This is a genomic window from Caballeronia sp. GAWG1-5s-s, assembly GCF_023631445.1.
In the GTDB taxonomy this organism is placed as follows: Bacteria; Pseudomonadota; Gammaproteobacteria; order Burkholderiales; family Burkholderiaceae; genus Caballeronia.
Genome location: NZ_JALQDC010000001.1, coordinates 169165 through 185798 on the forward strand (window position 1 = coordinate 169165; position 16634 = coordinate 185798).

20 protein-coding genes and 1 tRNA gene are annotated in these 16634 nt (G+C 59.7%); 17 read left to right on the plus strand and 4 right to left on the minus strand.

Annotation, left to right across the window (positions count from 1 at the left end; all coding sequences use genetic code 11):
- Nucleotides 1-54 precede the first annotated feature (54 nt).
- From NCR34_RS00780 to NCR34_RS00805, 6 genes are all read left to right on the plus strand, one after another.
- Nucleotides 55-408, plus strand: a complete 354-nt coding sequence (locus tag NCR34_RS00780) for a YraN family protein (RefSeq protein WP_248320809.1) — start codon at nucleotides 55-57, stop codon at nucleotides 406-408.
- Between the two features lie 132 nt (nucleotides 409-540).
- Nucleotides 541-1128, plus strand: coding sequence for a phosphoheptose isomerase (locus tag NCR34_RS00785; protein WP_248320810.1), 588 nt, complete (start codon nucleotides 541-543; stop codon nucleotides 1126-1128).
- Nucleotides 1129-1151: 23 nt separating this feature from the next.
- On the plus strand, nucleotides 1152-1946 hold the full coding sequence (locus NCR34_RS00790) for a BON domain-containing protein (protein ID WP_248320811.1): 795 nt from the start codon (nucleotides 1152-1154) through the stop codon (nucleotides 1944-1946).
- Nucleotides 1947-1958: 12 nt separating this feature from the next.
- On the plus strand, nucleotides 1959-2309 hold the full coding sequence (locus NCR34_RS00795; RefSeq protein WP_248320812.1) for a c-type cytochrome: 351 nt from the start codon (nucleotides 1959-1961) through the stop codon (nucleotides 2307-2309).
- A gap of 66 nt (nucleotides 2310-2375) precedes the next feature.
- Nucleotides 2376-2451, plus strand: a tRNA-Ala gene (locus NCR34_RS00800).
- Between the two features lie 97 nt (nucleotides 2452-2548).
- Entirely contained in the window at nucleotides 2549-4066 is a 1518-nt protein-coding gene (locus NCR34_RS00805; RefSeq protein ID WP_250498876.1) for a site-specific integrase, read from the plus strand.
- Here NCR34_RS00805 and NCR34_RS00810 read toward each other — a convergent pair.
- Nucleotides 4063-4743 (minus strand): recombinase family protein, encoded by a 681-nt coding sequence (locus NCR34_RS00810; RefSeq protein ID WP_250498877.1) that lies wholly within the window; start codon nucleotides 4741-4743, stop codon nucleotides 4063-4065. The two genes, NCR34_RS00805 and NCR34_RS00810, sit on opposite strands and share 4 nt — an antisense overlap.
- A 132-nt stretch (nucleotides 4744-4875) precedes the next feature.
- Here NCR34_RS00810 and NCR34_RS00815 point away from each other — a divergent pair, with 132 nt between their 5' ends.
- From NCR34_RS00815 to NCR34_RS00855, 9 genes are all read left to right on the plus strand, one after another.
- A complete protein-coding gene (locus NCR34_RS00815; protein ID WP_250498878.1) occupies nucleotides 4876-5307 on the plus strand; it encodes a hypothetical protein in 432 nt (143 codons plus the stop codon).
- A 345-nt stretch (nucleotides 5308-5652) separates the two neighbouring features.
- On the plus strand, nucleotides 5653-6564 hold the full coding sequence (locus NCR34_RS00820; protein ID WP_250498879.1) for a hypothetical protein: 912 nt from the start codon (nucleotides 5653-5655) through the stop codon (nucleotides 6562-6564).
- A gap of 535 nt (nucleotides 6565-7099) precedes the next feature.
- Nucleotides 7100-7420 (plus strand): hypothetical protein, encoded by a 321-nt coding sequence (locus NCR34_RS00825; protein WP_250498880.1) that lies wholly within the window; start codon nucleotides 7100-7102, stop codon nucleotides 7418-7420.
- Nucleotides 7421-7563: 143 nt separating this feature from the next.
- Nucleotides 7564-7986 (plus strand): very short patch repair endonuclease, encoded by a 423-nt coding sequence (locus NCR34_RS00830; protein ID WP_284506433.1) that lies wholly within the window; start codon nucleotides 7564-7566, stop codon nucleotides 7984-7986.
- Nucleotides 7983-9203 carry a DNA cytosine methyltransferase gene (locus NCR34_RS00835; RefSeq protein WP_250498882.1) on the plus strand — a complete coding sequence of 407 codons (1221 nt, stop codon included), beginning with the start codon at nucleotides 7983-7985 and terminating at the stop codon, nucleotides 9201-9203. Before NCR34_RS00830 ends, NCR34_RS00835 begins: the two co-directional genes overlap by 4 nt.
- Nucleotides 9200-9859, plus strand: coding sequence for an Eco29kI family restriction endonuclease (locus NCR34_RS00840; protein ID WP_250498883.1), 660 nt, complete (start codon nucleotides 9200-9202; stop codon nucleotides 9857-9859). Before NCR34_RS00835 ends, NCR34_RS00840 begins: the two co-directional genes overlap by 4 nt.
- A gap of 6 nt (nucleotides 9860-9865) precedes the next feature.
- Entirely contained in the window at nucleotides 9866-10384 is a 519-nt protein-coding gene (locus tag NCR34_RS00845; protein ID WP_250498884.1) for a DUF6998 domain-containing protein, read from the plus strand.
- Between the two features lie 95 nt (nucleotides 10385-10479).
- On the plus strand, nucleotides 10480-11781 hold the full coding sequence (locus NCR34_RS00850) for a hypothetical protein (protein ID WP_250498885.1): 1302 nt from the start codon (nucleotides 10480-10482) through the stop codon (nucleotides 11779-11781).
- Nucleotides 11782-12095: 314 nt separating this feature from the next.
- Entirely contained in the window at nucleotides 12096-12503 is a 408-nt protein-coding gene (locus tag NCR34_RS00855; protein WP_248320824.1) for a VOC family protein, read from the plus strand.
- 3 nt (nucleotides 12504-12506) lie between these two features.
- Here the strand turns inward: NCR34_RS00855 and NCR34_RS00860 are convergent, their stop codons facing one another.
- Together NCR34_RS00860 and sap1 are read right to left on the minus strand one after the other, a co-directional pair.
- A complete protein-coding gene (locus NCR34_RS00860; RefSeq protein WP_248320825.1) occupies nucleotides 12507-13058 on the minus strand; it encodes a YaeQ family protein in 552 nt (183 codons plus the stop codon).
- 198 nt (nucleotides 13059-13256) lie between these two features.
- Nucleotides 13257-13601 carry a surface attachment protein Sap1 gene (gene sap1, locus NCR34_RS00865; protein WP_248320826.1) on the minus strand — a complete coding sequence of 115 codons (345 nt, stop codon included), beginning with the start codon at nucleotides 13599-13601 and terminating at the stop codon, nucleotides 13257-13259.
- Between the two features lie 397 nt (nucleotides 13602-13998).
- Between sap1 and NCR34_RS00870 the strand changes: the two genes are divergently transcribed.
- The gene (locus tag NCR34_RS00870; RefSeq protein WP_248320827.1) at nucleotides 13999-14625 is read left to right on the plus strand and encodes a LysE family translocator; all 627 of its coding nucleotides are present in this window, start codon (nucleotides 13999-14001) and stop codon (nucleotides 14623-14625) included.
- Nucleotides 14622-15092 carry an SgcJ/EcaC family oxidoreductase gene (locus tag NCR34_RS00875; protein WP_250498886.1) on the plus strand — a complete coding sequence of 157 codons (471 nt, stop codon included), beginning with the start codon at nucleotides 14622-14624 and terminating at the stop codon, nucleotides 15090-15092. The genes NCR34_RS00870 and NCR34_RS00875 overlap by 4 nt, the downstream gene beginning before the upstream one ends.
- A gap of 5 nt (nucleotides 15093-15097) precedes the next feature.
- Here the strand turns inward: NCR34_RS00875 and mnmE are convergent, their stop codons facing one another.
- Nucleotides 15098-16486, minus strand: coding sequence for a tRNA uridine-5-carboxymethylaminomethyl(34) synthesis GTPase MnmE (mnmE, locus tag NCR34_RS00880; RefSeq protein WP_250498999.1), 1389 nt, complete (start codon nucleotides 16484-16486; stop codon nucleotides 15098-15100).
- Nucleotides 16487-16634: the final 148 nt, after the last annotated feature.

The window sequence follows — 16634 nt, forward strand, 5'->3', positions numbered from 1 at the left end:
TCATTTTGCCACGCGCGCTTCGGCCTGCCCGCCCACGACTTTCACGAGGCACGAATGTCCAAAACGCTCGGCGATGCTTTCGAGGCACGCGCGCTTCACTATCTCGAGCGGCAGCGCATGCGACTTGTCGCGCGAAACGTGCGGTGTCGCGGCGGCGAGATCGATCTCGTGATGATCGATGAAGCCGGCGCGCTGGTGTTCGTCGAAGTGCGGGCGCGCAGAAGCCGCCGGTTCGCGGATGCGGCGACGAGCATCGGCGCGACGAAGCGCGCGCGCCTCGTGCGCGCCGCGCAGCACTATCTGACGACGTGGCGCGGCGCGCTTCCGGCATGCCGCTTCGACGTGATCGCGTTCGACGCGGGCGAGATTCGCTGGCTGCCGGATGCCTTTCGCGCGGACGAGTCGTAGCGCGCGGTTCGGCGCAGGGTGCATGCGGTAAACTGCGCAGACTCAACGCAGGGACGCGCCGCGTTTTGCGCGCGCCTCGCTTCCAACGCCACACGCAACGAACGCCGCATCGCGGCCGAACACCGAGAGTCGATGTCAGTCGAACGCATTCAACAGCAATTCCGCGACAGCGCCGCGCACACGCTCGAAGCACTCGATACGCTCGCCGTGCCCATCGCGGCCGCCGTCGATACGCTGTTCAGCGCGCTGGCCAACGGCTCGAAGATTCTCGTATGCGGCAACGGCGCGTCGGCGGCGGACGCGCAACGCTTCGCGGCCGCACTGATCGGCCGCTTCGAGCGCGAGCGCCCCGGCTTGCCGGCTATCGCGCTGACCACGGATTCCTCGATTCTCACGGCCATTGGCAACGACTTCGCGTTCGAGCAGATCTTCTCGAATCAGGTCCGCGCGCTTGGACAAGCGGGTGACGTCTTGCTGGCGATCAGTGCATCGGGCAACTGCGTGAACGTGCTTGCCGCCGTGCAGGAAGCGCACGAACGCGAGATGGTCGCGATCGCGCTGACCGGCGACGGCGGCGGCGCGATGACCGACGTGCTCGCCGATACCGACATCCACATCTGCGTGCCGTCCGAACGGACCGCGCGTATCCACGAAATACATCTGTTGACCATTCATTGCCTGTGCGACGGCATCGACGCGATGCTGCTGGGCGAAGACTGAATCCAAAAGGGGGAACGGAGTTGATGAAGAAGACACGCGTCAAGGCGGCGCTGGCTCAAGCCACGCTGACGGTCAGCCTGTTGTCCAGCGTCGCGCTGACGATGCAGGGTTGCGCGCTCGCGGTGGTGGGCGCGGCGGCGGGCGGCACGCTGATCGCCACGGATCGCCGCACGCTCGGCGCGCAGACCGAAGACCGCGAGATTCAGGTGAAGGCGCTTTCGCGGATCAAGGACAACGTGTCCGACCAGGCGCATATCAACGTGACGGTGTTCAACCGGCGCGTGCTGCTGACGGGCGAAGTGCCTGACGACGCGTCCAAGCAAAAGGCCGAAGCCGTCGTGCGCGATATTAACAACGTGGGCGGCATCGTCAACGAACTGTCGGTGCAGCCGGCGAGTTCGATTTCGTCGCGTGCTAACGATTCGTACCTCGAAGGCCGCGTGAAGACCGCGATGGTCGGCGAGAAGGATCTGTCGACGAACTACTACAAGGTCGTGTGCGAGCGAAGCATCATCTATTTGATGGGCCTCGTCACGCAGGACGAAGGCGCGCATGGCGCGGATGTCGCTGCGCGCGTGCCGGGCGTGGAGCAAGTCGTGAAGGTGTATCAGTACATCAAGCCGGAAGAAGCGAAGGCGCTGGCAGCGGCGGCGGCATCGGGCGCGAGCGCGTCGACGGCGGCGACGCCCGCGCCTGCGGAAGCGACGGTCGGCACGGTGCCGGATTCGTCGGTGACGTCGCGGCCGCTCGATCAGCAGTCTCCGGCGCCCGTCAAGAATTCTGATGTGCGTCCGGGCAGTTCCAGTTCAGCGAAGTAATGGTGCGTGAAGATGGTTGAAGCAAGGTTTGTCGTGGCTGCGTTATTGGCGGCATCGGGTTATGCGGTGGCGGCGGATCAGCCGGTTGCGTCGGTTTCCTCTGCGAGCGCGATGGCGATTGCGCGCAGTAATGCGTGCATGGGCTGTCATGCGGTGGATCGCAAGCTCGTGGGGCCGTCGTTCCAGCAGGTCGCGCAGAAGTATAAGGGCGATGCTCAGGCGAGCGCCAAGCTCGCCAGGAAAGTGAAGGACGGCGGCGCCGGCGTCTGGGGCTCGATCCCGATGCCCTCGCACCCCGCGATGAACGATGGCGACATCAAGACCGTCGTCGAGTGGGTGCTCGCCGGGGCGCCGCAGAAGTAACATGTTGTGGCGTAGCGGAGGGGCTTGCTCGAAGGCTGCTTCGCTGTGGTAGAATCGCACTTCGTTGGGGGGGTAGCTCAGCTGGGAGAGCGTCGCGTTCGCAATGCGAAGGTCGGGAGTTCGATCCTCCTCCTCTCCACCACGAATTCTTATCTCATTGAAGGGCAAGGCAATCTTGCCCGAGTCGTCGCCGGATTTGGCTTGGTGTCCCGAATGGGTGTCCCAAAACGATCCGGCGAATGGCCTTCAAACTTCCTGCACATCTTCACCGCAACCGCTACGGCACGCTGTATTTCCGGCTGACCGTTCCGGTAGACTTGCGCCCATTAATCGGACAGGCGGAGATTTACCGCAGTCTGGGCACGGCCAGCGTTCGGCATGCCGCCGATAGCGCTCAGACCCTCAGAATCGCGCTACAGCGGCTTTTCGAGGAGTTGAAGGGAATGAGCGAGGAAGGGGTGAGCGAGAGCGTCCAAGCAGCGCTGCGCGCAGTCATTGAGAGTCGAAGGCGGCGAGCGCGCGACATGGAAGCGCGGGAAGACCTGGAGCAGCGGATTTCCCAGATGAAGTCCGACCAGTTCCGCGTAGAAGCTGAGCACCGCCGTGTGTTGGAGGCGGCGCAAGCTGCTCATGCCCGGACTGTTGTGCAGGCTCTTGCGTCGGCTGCCCTGTCCGCCGAACCGAAGCAGCGCGAGCAGCCTCGCGTCATGCTGTCGATTGCAATCGAAGAGTTTGCTCGCTTCAAACTGGCAAAGAAAGAATGGCGAGGCAAGACGGAAGGAAAAATGCGAGCGGCGCTCGGTCTGTTCCTACGTGCGGTCGGTGACCAGCCCCTAAGCCATATCGGACAGCCAAAGGTTGTCGAATTTCTTGAGTTGCTGCGTCGTCTACCGCCGAACCTTCAGAAGATGAAGGCGATGGAGGGCAAACCGCTACACGAAATCGCCGCGCTGGCGTTGCCACCCGTCTCTGAAAAGACTGTGGTGGATCGGTTGGACGCGGTAATCGCGTTCTTCAAATGGTGCGTCGAGCGCGGCGACTGTGGGCTCGAACGCAGTCCCGCCGATGGCCTAGCTCTCGGCAGCCCCCGAAGCACTGAGCGGCTGCCGTTCTCAGATCAACAACTGACGCGGCTCCTCAGTTCGAAAGAGTTTCTGGAGCGCCGGTTCCCCAATTGGTATTCGTTCTGGCTAATACCGATGGCCCTATTCACTGGCGCTAGGCTCGGCGAACTGTGCCAGCTTGAGCTAGCAAATTTCGTCTATGTAGACGACGTTTGCTGCATCGAGATAACGGATGCTGGCGAGGAACAAGCCCTAAAAAATCGCAACTCGAAAAGACTTGTCCCTCTCCACGACAAGTTGATCGAGATGGGACTCGTGCGGCACGTCGAAAAAGCTAAGCGTGAGGGGCAGGTTCGCCTCTTTCCGGAGATCGATCTCAGCATCAGCGCTAGCCATGTTGCGTCGAAATGGTTTGGCCGTTACCGCGTGCGCTGCGGCGTCACGGGAGTTGAGGCACCATTCCATTCTTTTCGCCACACGTTCATCACGCGCATCATGGATGCGGGCGGAAACTTGAGTCAGCTTGCCCCGATCGTCGGTCATGGTGAAAAGCTCATCACCGGAAATACCTATTGGAACAAGCGCGACGCGCGTGCGCGTCGTGAGGTCGTGCGGCTGCTGGCCGTGCCTGAGGAGATTGCACCGCTACTTCCTGCGGTCGAGCAAGTGACCGTCGTGCAGTCTTCGAATTAGATCGGGGCGGACGATGGTAGCCGCGCCAAGACGCGTTGTAGCTGCCCAAGGGTCCACCGACCGCCACGCGCAGCGGTGACTCCGGTCCTGTTCAGTTCTTCAACGATCTGACGCTGTGTCAGACCGGCCGTGCGGTAGCTCGCGATGGTGCGGGCAAGGTTCGCCGCGAATTGATCAGCGGTGCGCTGACGGTCCTCTATGTTTCGTTTCAGGTTGGCCGGACCGGTCGCACCGAGCACGACGCCGCGAGCTTTAGCAGCCGCGAGCGCATCGCGTGTGCGCTCGCTGATGCGCTTCGCCTCGTGCTCCGCGAAAGCTGCCATGATGTGTATGGTCAACTCGTTCGCCTCCGGCATGTCACACGCGACGAACCCTACCTTGCTTTCCATCATTCCCGCGATGAAGGCCACGTTCCGTGCAAGGCGGTCGAGCTTGGCGATCAACAGCCGGGCGCCCATCTTTCGGCAAAGCTCGATGGCGGCGCGCAGTTGAGGCCGCTTCGTCAGCGCGTCCGCACCCTTGCCGGTCTCCGTCTCGGTGAACTCGCCTACCAGCTCCCACGCATCGCCGTTCAGGTAGCGCGCAACCGCTTCGCGCTGCGCATCCAAACCTAGTCCGCTTACGCCTTGGCGTGCCGTCGACACACGGTAGTAGGCGACGAACTTTCCATTTGCCATTCTCTGACCTCGTTGAAGGACGATCGTCCAATGTGCGGTCAATGATATATCAATTGCCAATAAAGGCAATAATTGACTTTATCGGCAACGATTGCTATTGTCACGTTACTTAAGACCTTTAACGGATTCGACGTGACGAACGAGAAGCAAAACGAAACCGACCTCGATAGCGACGCTAAGGCGCGGGCACTTGAACTCGACGGGAAAAAGACCTTCATTCGGCTGGATTCGGCCACATGGAAGGCTATCGACATGCTGGCCTTGCATTCATGCTGCGATTGGGATGAATGGGTGCGGCATGTGTGGGAGCAGGTGAAGGAGGAAATTGACCCTGAAAAGCTCACCTCCGTGAACCGGGCCGGGGCGCTTCGTTTCTTCGCGACCCTTGGCCTCCTTCGGCTGACCTCGAGCATGGCGGCGATGAATAAGCACCACCAGGCGATAAGCGATGGAACAATCGAGGTGGAAATCACAGACGGCGTTTCGCTGAGACTCACTCGCGAGCAGGCTAGGGCAGTCGTCGAAAAGATCACCTATTCGCTGTCCTATGGCGAGGTCGGGTGATGAAAGATAAGGCTGTTAGCTCAAGCGAGGCCGCGCACATGGTGCGAAAGTTCCTTGGACCTGTGCGAGCATGGGACGGCGCGCTGGAGGAGATGCGACGAAATGAGAGCGCCAACTACCTTGGACTGCGGCTAGAGCCGTATGGCCGAATGCAGCGCCAGGGCTACCCTCGCCCGGTTTACTTGCTTCGGGACGTGCTCGCATTCATTTGCCGAGCGCGTGAGTTGGCGACGCCTCCAAGCAAGCCTGCCGAGATCGACGCCTTCGAAATCGAGATCGATCCGACGCTCCATTGCCCGTGGCGAGTGCGCACGGTCGTGGCAACTCCGCGTTAATGGTGCGGGGATGGAACACAGCAAGTTCAAGTTTCGCGCCGTGGTGGATTGGGTGAGCTTTCTTATCGAAACGACCAACCCAACGAAGGGCGACGCCATCTATCGCCGGTTCCAATTGAAAAACTATGTCGAACCATTAGATAGAGCAGACGGCGGCGCGGCAACACGCTTCATTGTGACTCTGCAAGATGTGCAGAGCTGGGAAGACGCCGAAGTGCGGATGGCGTGCATTGAGAGAGAGTTCCCACTCGCCAAAGGCCCGATTTTGGTCGGCATAGAAGTGAGTTTCGACGCTAGGGCTCGGACTGCCACGAGAGACGAATTGATCGATCTTGCCGCCAATTTTTATAAGTTCAGCGCCAGCGTTGTTAGCGCAAACCGGCGTTTTGGCGGACGGTTCAAGGGAGATGTGACGAGCATCACCCGGCATCGGCGCACTCGAGTCCTTATCGCCGCCGATCGGGTATTGAACATCGGCAACAATACCGATGACCTAAGCCAGCGAGTCTATTTCAAGACTGTAGACGATAAGCAATTGCTGCCAACGACCGAGCACCGCGCACGCATGGAGCTGACGCTGAAGGGCGGTGCGATGCCATTCGCCACGCTCCAGGCGGCGCGTGAATTTGATTTTACGGCGCTGGCTTCATACTTCAAGTTTCGAACGCTCAGGGGCGGCCTTCATCCCGTTCAAGCGATCGTTGCCGACGCGGCACCGCAAATTGGCGAGCGGGCGTCGCGTCGTCGCCAATCGGATAGGAGCACGCGCATGTATTCAAGCATGACGCGCGCCGACAGCGCATTGAACAGCAGGGCGTGGAAAGCACTAGATCGGCTCACTGGGCAGATGCTGGCGCCGATGTCTGAGTATGAGCGGCGGCGGATTTTGCGACTTTTCAATCGGCCTAAGTCTTTGAATTGAAAGAGAGCTGCGATGCGGCGCTAAAGACTATATTTACTACTGTTAGTCTTCAGTTGCCGCTGCATATCAGGCGTCCCACCGGAAAGCCGGCAGGCCCGCAAGCGTGGCCTCATCGTTCGCCTCGTTCTTCGCGCTGCCATGCACGCACTTGGGTTAGGCGCCGCTATAATCAGACGAAAGCCGCGTAAGTTTCATTGACATTGCAGCGCTTTTTCAGCCTCATGAGAAACCAGCACGAAATAACAAAGATCAGTCGCAGAAGGCGATCAACAAATGCGACAAGTGGCCCTTGAGCGTTTCCCGCAAGTCATCTTCGCAGCCGCAGCAGGCAAGCGTTTGACTCCGCAGTTAGTAACTTCGGGCTCTCGTTCAGAGGTGGACAAACAACCCGGCTTAAGAGAGGCACCCTGACCCAGCTAGACAACCGCCGGTCTGGCATGTCGGTAGTCTTAGAAAAATTGAGTGGTGGCGTGGGGGGTCGTTAAAAATTTTTTGCACGCCACAAAAAAATCTTATACCGCGCACCGGGCGATAGATGGCCGAGAGCTACTTGATATTCATGGGAATTGCATTCGTCGTGTTGGTCATAGGCGGAGTGCTAAACGGAATGACCGGACAGTCCCAAGCGAGATCGTTGAACGAAAAGTTCGTGTCTCTGGGCAACATGGGGGGCAAGACCTACGACGAGATTGTATCGATAGTCGGGGCGCCCAATGCACGAAGCACGTCCGGCGCGATTGCCGTTTGCACATGGGGAACCTCGCCGCTCCCCGGCGCTGGGCTGTATCGCGTGACCCTCGTCTTTGAGAACGGCGTTTTCGCACGAATCGCTGACGAGACGACGCTGAACGCTTAACCACGAACGCGAGGGCCGTTTGAGGAGATGCCCCTCATCGTAGCGTTCGCGGCCGGGGATCGCAGCACGTTCCATCCACGATACAATTCCGAGCCAAAGATGGCGCGCACCAGTGACTCGGCGGCTAGGATTGGGGGGGGCAGATGGACTCATTGAGTCCGACGGAACGAAGCGAGCGAATGGGGCGCATCAGGGCGACCGACAGCAAGCCTGAACTGATCGTCCGGAAGCTCGTGTTTAGCATGGATTTCCGATACCGCTTGCATGGTCGGAAGCTCCCCGGCAGACCAGACCTGGTGTTCCCAGGGCGAAAAAAAGTGATTTTCGTTCATGGTTGTTTCTGGCATCGGCATACAGAGTGTGCCCTCGCGCGTTTGCCGAAATCTCGATTGGACTTTTGGGGACCCAAGTTAGAGGGAAACAGGTTGCGGGATCAACGCGTCCTTCATGAGCTCGACGCGATGGGCTGGCGGAGCCTGGTGGTATGGGAGTGCGAGTTGAAAGACAAGGGTGCGCTCTCGACGAGGATCAGAGAGTTCCTTGAGGAACGGAGAACAACAAAATGAAAGCGGTTGAGCTCTATGCAGGTGCTGGCGGTTTGGCGATGGGCGTTAGTCTGGCGGGGTTTAAGCCGCTAGCTGTTGTCGAGTGGGATAGATGGGCGTGCGACACCATTCGAGAGAATCAGCGTCGCGGATTTCCGCTCGTCGCGGACTGGCCGCTCCACGAAGGCGATGTCCGGCATTTCGACTGGTCTGCGGTTCCCCAAGATATTGACTTGCTGGCTGGTGGACCGCCGTGCCAACCGTTCTCCATGGGCGGCAAGCACCAAGCGCACGATGATACGCGCGACATGTTTCCCGCAACTGTCGATATTGTCCGGCGCCTGCGGCCGAAGGCGTTCATCGTTGAGAACGTCAAGGGGCTGACACGCTCTACTTTCGCTAACTATTACCAATACATTCTTCTTCAGCTCGAATTCCCCGAGGTGCCGCGCCGAAAATCCGAGGAGTGGTTCGATCATTTGCTCCGACTCCAGGCCGAGCGCACGAGCGGCCGCAGTAAAGGGCGCCGGTTGACCTACAACGTCGTCCCGACACTAGTGAACGCGGCCGACTATGGGGTGCCGCAGAAACGCGAACGCGTCTTCATCGTCGGATTTCGCTCCGATCTTGGCGTCGAATGGAGTTTCCCTCGAGCCACACACAGTTATGACGCGCTACTGCACACGCAGTGGGTGACCGGCGAATATTGGGAACGCCACGCGGTATCCAGGAAGAACAGACCGACCATGCCGCAGGTATTGGAATCAAGGGTTCGAAAGCTCGCATTGTCATTGCTACCGCTTGAGACGTTGCCCTGGCGGACGGTCCGAGATGCAGTCGCTGGGCTGCCAAGTCCACAGTCACGTGCGGCCAGTGCATATGCCGATCATCGGTTCCAGCCTGGTGCGAGGGTCTATCCGGGTCATACAGGGAGCCCACTCGACCTTCCCGCTAAGACGCTCAAAGCAGGGGATCATGGCGTGCCGGGCGGGGAGAATATGTTGGTGAATCCGGACGGCACGGTCCGCTATTTTTCGGTCCGTGAATCGGCACGTGTGCAGACGTTTCCCGATGGCTTCGTTTTTCATGGATCGTGGACTGAAACTATGCGGCAATTGGGTAACGCCGTCCCTGTCGCACTAGGGCATGCGGTCGCGCGCAGCGTTGCAGAGCGTTTGATCCGGGTGCAACTGGAGAAAGCGTCTAGCCAGCGTGTCAGCGAGCGGGGCGCTGCATGACGGGCCACATCATTCCATTCAACCCTCTAGATAAGAAGAATCTTGGCGCAAGCGTAGCGGAGGCAATGCTGGAACAAGCGGCGCAGCCGCTTGGTGAGTTGAAGCAATTCATGGGTGTTGGAATCTATGCGATCTACTACACGGGCGACTTCGCACCATACGCGCCGCTCGCAGAGCGCAATCGCGAGGGCAGATTCACCGCACCTATCTATGTCGGAAAGGCGGTGCCCAAAGGGGCAAGGAAGGGCGGCGGCGTCGGAGAAATAAAAAGCCGCGCTCTTTTTGATCGGCTACGGGAGCATGCCGAAAGCGTTAACCTGGCAAATAATCTTAACCTCTGTGATTTTTTCTGCCGTTTCCTTGTTGTCGACGACATTTGGATCCCGCTTGGCGAGTCACTGCTGATCGCGAAATTTGCGCCGCTTTGGAACGCGCTCATTGACGGATTCGGCAATCATGATCCCGGGGCTGGCCGTTACAACGGTCTTCGTCCGCGGTGGGACCTATTGCATCCGGGCCGCACATGGGCCGACAAGTGTAGAGTTCGCGATGAAAATCAAGAGCAGGTTATGCGTGACGTCGAGAACTACTTCAACTCGATCGCGTTTCCAGCGTCTCACCACGTGCTGGGCCCCGACCAGCAGCCAAAGAAATAGAAGACCATGGATCAAGTGGCAGCATCGTCTCAGCGGACTCGAGCAATACAACATATTCTGGCTGGCATATTCGCGTCGCAGCGAACGCTACGTGTGCTGGCCCCAGAGTTCAAGTGGGCCGGTCTGGGAAACTTGCTGGGTGACTTTGGAGAATTGGTGGCAATCGAAGCCTACGGACTCACCAAGGCGCCCGCAGGCTCCAGTGGCTATGATGCAGTCGATCCGGATGGCCGAACGGTGCAAATAAAAGCGAACTTTGCCGCGAGCCAAGTGGGCTTTCGCGGACAAGCGGATCTTCTGCTTGTCCTCGCCGTAAAAGATGACGGCACATGGACTGAAATATACTACGGTCCGTTCGCGCCTATCGCTGACGCGTCGCGTCGGTCTGAGCGAGACAACAAGAGCCTGATCGCTTTGTCGAAGCTTCGCCAACTCGCCGCCACATACTCAATCCCGCACGAGGACGCTTCGAGATCGATACCGGCGATCGAAGTATTGCCGATCGAGCCTTGCAGTCTAGAATAACGAAGCGTTGCAATATCGTCGGATCGCGCGTTTCTGAGAACTTGCGAAGCCCCTAAGGTGTTTTTACACCGGCCATTCAATTGTTAAGGGTCTACATGTTAGACGAGTATTCTATCGATCATCAGGCGGGAAAGATATTCGACTCGCGAACGCGCGAATATTTTGCGGAAGTTTATTCCAGCTATACGATTGGTAACTACCGGTCCGCAGTTGTAATGCTCTGGTCGGTTGCCATTTGCGACTTGATATTCAAGTTGGAGAATCTTGCGCAAACCTATCAAGATCAGACGGCACAGAATATTTTGTTGGAGATCTCCGCTAAGAAACTCAAGAATCCAACCTCGTCGGCATGGGAAATGGATCTTGTCAAGGCGGTGGTCGAGCGAACGCAGCTGATCGGCGTTGTCGAGATGAAGGCTCTTGAGCATCTCCAGCAGCAGAGGCATCTCGCGGCGCATCCTTTGATCGATGACCATTCGGAACTTCATCGCCCCAACCGTGACGAAGTTCGTGCGTTGATTCGAAATACGCTCGACGATGTTTTAATCAAGCCCCCGATTTTGGCGACGAAAGTCACCTCCGAGCTGGTTGCTGACATCGCCAAGCACCAGAAAATATTGATCGATGATGCAGCTCTCGCGACCTACGTAGAGCAAAAATATTTCAAGCGGTTCAATGCGGCAGTTGAAAAACGAGTCTTCAGAGATCTTTGGTTATTCGTTTTTAAGAAAGAAGGCGACGACTTCGAGGCGAACAGATATATCAACTATCGGACGTTGATGTTATTGATCAAGCGAAATCCTGCGCGATTCGAAGCATTGATTCGTGAAGATCCAGATCACTTCAGTCAGATCTCATTGACTCATGTAATGCTGATCTATCTCACCGGCTGTTTATCCAAGAATCCGCAAATGTATCCGTTGCTCAACGAGCACGTGAAGATCGCCCTTCAGAAAGATGCAGCATCCGATGGTCTTACAAGATGCTTAGCATGGTTCCTGGCAGACAGTCTCGCATCTCACATCACGATGCTGTCTGCATGGTTGGACGAGGACGGACACCCTGCGATCGACAAATATGTTTGGACCGCTCTTAACGAATTCTCTGAAGCACCTGAATGGTCTGCCCAAGTCAGGCGCCTAGCGAACAAATATTACGCGAAAAGTTGGTCTTTCGACGAAGCCGACAACCGTTTCAATGAGGCCATTCGTCCATCGCTGCCTGCATATACCCTCGATGACCTCGTTCACCTGATGAAATGCGTGGAGAAAAACGACCAGACTTACAATCGACGAGCGGCCTGGAGCGACCATAAGCAAGTTGTAGATCGCGTCCTTTCGCTCGACGCGACGTTCAATCTGGCTCCTTACCCAGAATTCCAACCGCTGACAAGTTAGAGCGTAGTCTACACGTGTGTTGGGCACCGACCGTCGGGTTTGCATTGCCGAGAACCGGTAGTCTTGTGCGGCATCTGGTAGACTCCCGCTCCGGTGTCCCGAGACGGGACGACGCAGCATACAAGCCTTTGGTCCGGGCGTTGACAAGTCAATGGGTATGCGTGATCAGGTGGAGAGGGTTCGATCCTCCTCCTCTCCACCACGAATCCCAAAGGGCTCGGTATCACACCGAGCCCTTTGTCTTTTCCGCGTCTCCCGCAGTCCGCATCCCGCGTACACTGCTCGTCAATGACCCCGCGAGCGAGCAACGCACCATGCCCATCCACATCCGCGAAATCGATCACGTCGTGATTCGCTGCATCGACCTCGACGCGATGATCCACTTCTATCGCACCGCGCTCGGCTGCGCGGTCGAGAAAGAGCAGCGCGATATCGGTCTCGTGCAGATGCGCGCCGGCCGCTCGCTGATCGATCTGCTCGCTGTCGGCGCATCCATCGACCGACCCGAAAGCGGTCAGCCGGGCGCGGGCCGCAACATGGATCACCTGTGCCTGCGCGTCGAACCCTTCGATGCCGCAGCCCTGCGCGCGCATCTCGAGACGCACGGCGCGCGCATCGGCGAAGAAGCGCGGCGTTACGGCGCCGAAGGTTTCGGTCCGTCGCTTTATCTGTTCGATCCCGAAGGCAACATGATCGAGCTCAAAGGGCCGCCAGAAGCCTGACGCTCACGCGCCCGGCGCCTTCAGCACGTTCCAGCGAATCGCCACCGGGTCGACCGTCGCGCTGCCGAGCGATGCCTCGCCATCCTGCACCGTCAGTTGCAGGCGCATCGTCCTTTCGGCCAGCTTGCCGAGCGCTTCCGCCACGCCGTCCGCGAGCGACCATACCGTCACGTTCTGCAGGCGCTCCACCTTCGCGCGCACGCCCTGCCACCAGATGTCCGCCGTCTTTCCCGCATACGCGATCACGACCACGCGGTCCGCGCGCCCGCTCGCCTTCGCAATGCGCCGCTCGTCCGGCTGGCCCGCTTCAATCCACAACTCGATCTGGCCGGTGAGGTCCTTTTGCCAGAGATCGGGCTCGTCGGTATCCGAGAGGCCCTTGCAGAATTCGAGTCGCTCGTTGGCGAAGAGGCCGAACGCCGCGACGCGGATCATCATGCGTTCGTCCGTCTCGGACGGATGCCGCGCAATGGTCAAGGAGTGGTCGCCATAGTAATGACGGTCCATGTCGGCGATCTGGAGATCGGCCTTATAGATGGTGGATTTCAGAGCCATGCAGCGATGACGCCGGCGCTCGCGACCGGCGATTCATAAGAAGTTGGAAAGCGGCACGGCGCAACGGCGAAAGCCGCACATCGGACGCGATGAGCCCGACATTGTGCGGCGAATCGATGTGGAATTGGAAGTGCGGATCGCGCGGTCAGCCTGAGCGGGCGACCGCGCCGTATTCAAGGCGCGCTTTGATGCGACCGCTTATTGATCGATAAAGCGGTCGGCGGTCCACATGCCTTGCGTGTCGCTATTGGCGGCATTCACGAATTCGATGTCGTGGCCCACCACGCGCAGCACGCGAAAATGCGAATCCACCGGCGTCGATATGCACTCGAAGCCTTCAAAGAACTGCTGCATTTGCTGATGCTCGCCGGCTTTTGCGTGCTGATCCGCTGAATCGAATTTATCTTTCGACAAGCAGCCGTACGAATTCGGCCTGAATTTGAACGTCTGCTGTGGCTGGATGGCGTTGTCCTGCGCGTACGCCGCGGAAACCGCGACGACCAAGCTCACCACGGTGAAGACAGCACTGGCGCGTTTCTTCATGAATAGAGCCTCCGGACTCGAGCCGCGACATTAGCAACGTATATAAAACCGGTTGCGTGAACTCATGCTAAATGAGCGGCGTCGCGTTGCAAGCATATGTTGTGTGCGATTGCAACAAGACGCAATGTCGCAGTATTTATCCCGGAGATTAGTTGCCCTCACCTGTACGACGAACCGGCCGATTGAAGGGCGAATCGAAAATGAATTCACCAGCAGCAATGTGTCGGTGCGGCGATTTGTCTCGTTGCGCTTTTGGTGCGCCGCAGAAGCGGTTCTTGTCGGGCCGCGACAACGCGCATAGCAGCCGATCGTCAGTGGCGGAAGCTAGCCGAACGGCCTATTGTCACGCACGCCGGTTCGTGGATAAATCGACGGCATTACTCAAGGAGAATTCGGAATGACGCTCGCTCAATGGCTGCCGTTTGCAATCGCTTCGGCGATTCTCGTGGCGATTCCCGGGCCGACAGTCCTGCTTGTCGTCTCGTACGCACTCGGTCACGGCCGCAAATACGCGCTCGCGACGACGGTCGGCGTCGCGCTCGGCGACCTCACCGCCATGACTGCTTCGATGCTCGGTCTGGGCGTCGTGCTTGCGGCATCGGCGGAGCTTTTTATGGCTGTGAAATGGATCGGCGCGGCTTATCTGTTCTATCTCGGCGTGAAGCTGTGGCGCGCGCCGGTCGTCGATGCGGATGCCGTCAAGCCGGCCGGCGAGCTGCGCACGAGCCGCATCATGGCGCACGCCTACGCGGTCACCACGCTCAATCCCAAAAGCATCATTTTCTTTGTCGCCTTCGTGCCGCAGTTCGTGGATCCGCACGCGGCGTCCGTCTCGCAGATCGCTATTCTGGAAGCCACGTTCGTGGGCATCGCGGCGGCAAACGCGTTCGCCTATGCGCTGCTCGCATCCGGAGCGCGCCGCGCGATCCGCAAGACTTCGGTGCAGCGCGCCGTGAACCGCACCGGCGGCGCGTTGCTGATGGGCGCGGGCGTGTTCGCCGCGGCTTGGAAGAGGGCAGCATGAACGGCATCGACGATTGGACCGCCAGCGCGCGGCGCGTGTTTTTCGCGCTGCTGGACGACTGGAACCGGCAGGACGCCGCCGCCATGGCCGGGCGCTTTGCCGAGCGAGGCAGCCTGGTCGGCTTTGACGGTAGCGCCATCGACGGTAGGGCATGCATCCAGGCGCATTTGACGCCGATTTTCGCGGCGCATCCGACGCCGCTTTTTGTCGCAAAAGTGCGCGAGGTCAGGCGCATGGCGGCCGGGCAGACGCTGTTGCTGCGGGCGGTGGCCGGCATGTGGCCGCGCGGACAGGACGCGCTCGATCCGCGCTTCAATGCCGTGCAGACGCTCGTGCTTTCCCTTTGCGACGGAGCGTACGCGATCGAGATGTTCCAGAACACGCCGGCAGCATTTCACGGACGACCCGAGGAAGCCGAAAAGCTCACGGCCGAATTGCGTGAGTTGGGGCCGCCGCGCGCGGCTTGACCGCTTTACTTCCCGATGCAGAAGCGGCTGAAGATGACGCCGAGCAGATCGTCGGAAGTGAACTCGCCGGTGATCGCGTTCAGGCTGTCCTGCGCGAGCCGCAATTCTTCGGCGAAAAGGTCGAGCACCTGCGATTGCTGGCTCGCATGATCCGCGGCGAGCGCGAGATGCTCGCGCGCCGTGCGCAGCGCAATGAGGTGCCGTTCGCGCGCGAGGTACACGCTTTCGGCGCCCGCCTGCCAACCGGCGGTTTTCAACAACTGCTCGCGCAGCAGCGCGATGCCGTCGCCCGTCTTGGCGGACAGGTTCACTTCGCGCGCTTGGTCGTCGCCTTCTCGCACGGCGGCGGGCGCGCCCGCGAGATCAGTCTTGTTCAGAACGCGGACGATCGGCACGCCTTGCGGAAAGCGGGCAGCAATCGACTCGTCGTCGTCAGTCATCCCAGTGCGAGCGTCGAGCAAGTGGAGCACGACGTCCGCGCGCTCGATCTCGCCCCACGTGCGCTCGATGCCGATGCGCTCCACTTCGTCTTGGGTCTCGCGCAAGCCGGCGGTATCGATGATATGCAGCGGGATGCCCTCGACCTGGATCGTCTGGGCGACCTTGTCGCGCGTGGTGCCCGCAATCGGCGTGACGATCGCCAGTTCGGCACCGGCGAGCGCATTCAATAGCGACGATTTCCCGACGTTCGGCTGCCCTGCCAGCACCACCGACATCCCCTCGCGCAGCAGCGCGCCTTGCCGGGCATCGGCGAGCACGCGATCCAGCCGTTCGCGGATACGCGCGAGCTTGCCGCGCGCGTCGGCGGCTTCGAGGAAGTCGATCTCTTCTTCCGGGAAATCGAGGGTCGCCTCGACCAGCATGCGCAGCGTGATCACGTCCTCGACGAGCGCGTGAATCTCGCGCGAGAACGCGCCTTCCAATGAGCGGCCAGCTGAACGCGCGGCGGCTTCCGTACTCGCTTCGATCAAGTCGGCGACGGCTTCGGCCTGCGCGAGATCGAGCTTGTCGTTGAGAAACGCGCGGCGCGTGAATTCGCCGGGCTCCGCGAGCCGCAGGCCGAAGTCGCGTCCGGCCTCGATCGCCCGTTGCAGCAAGAGCTGGAGCACGATCGGCCCGCCGTGGCCCTGCAATTCCAGCACGTGCTCGCCCGTGTACGAATGCGGCGCGGGAAAGTACAGCGCGATGCCGCGGTCGAGCGCTTCACCGTTGCCGTCGATGAACGGCACGTAGCTCGCGTGGCGCGGCGTGAGCGGCTGGCCGCAGAGCGCATGCATCGCCTGCTGCGCGGCCGCCTCGCCTGCTCGCCCGAACGAAAGCCGCACGACGCCGATTCCGCCGCGTCCCGGCGCGGTGGCGATAGCGACGATGGGATCGGTGTCGTTGGTCAGCATGGCGGCGGTCGGAGCGGAGGCGTCGGGAGGAGCCGGCATTGTATCGCGGGGATATCGGTCCGATTTGCTAGGACAATTCTTGCATTATCTTAAACAAGATACGATTCCAGATCGCGCTGTGCAGCAGCGTATTGATTGGCTAACGAGC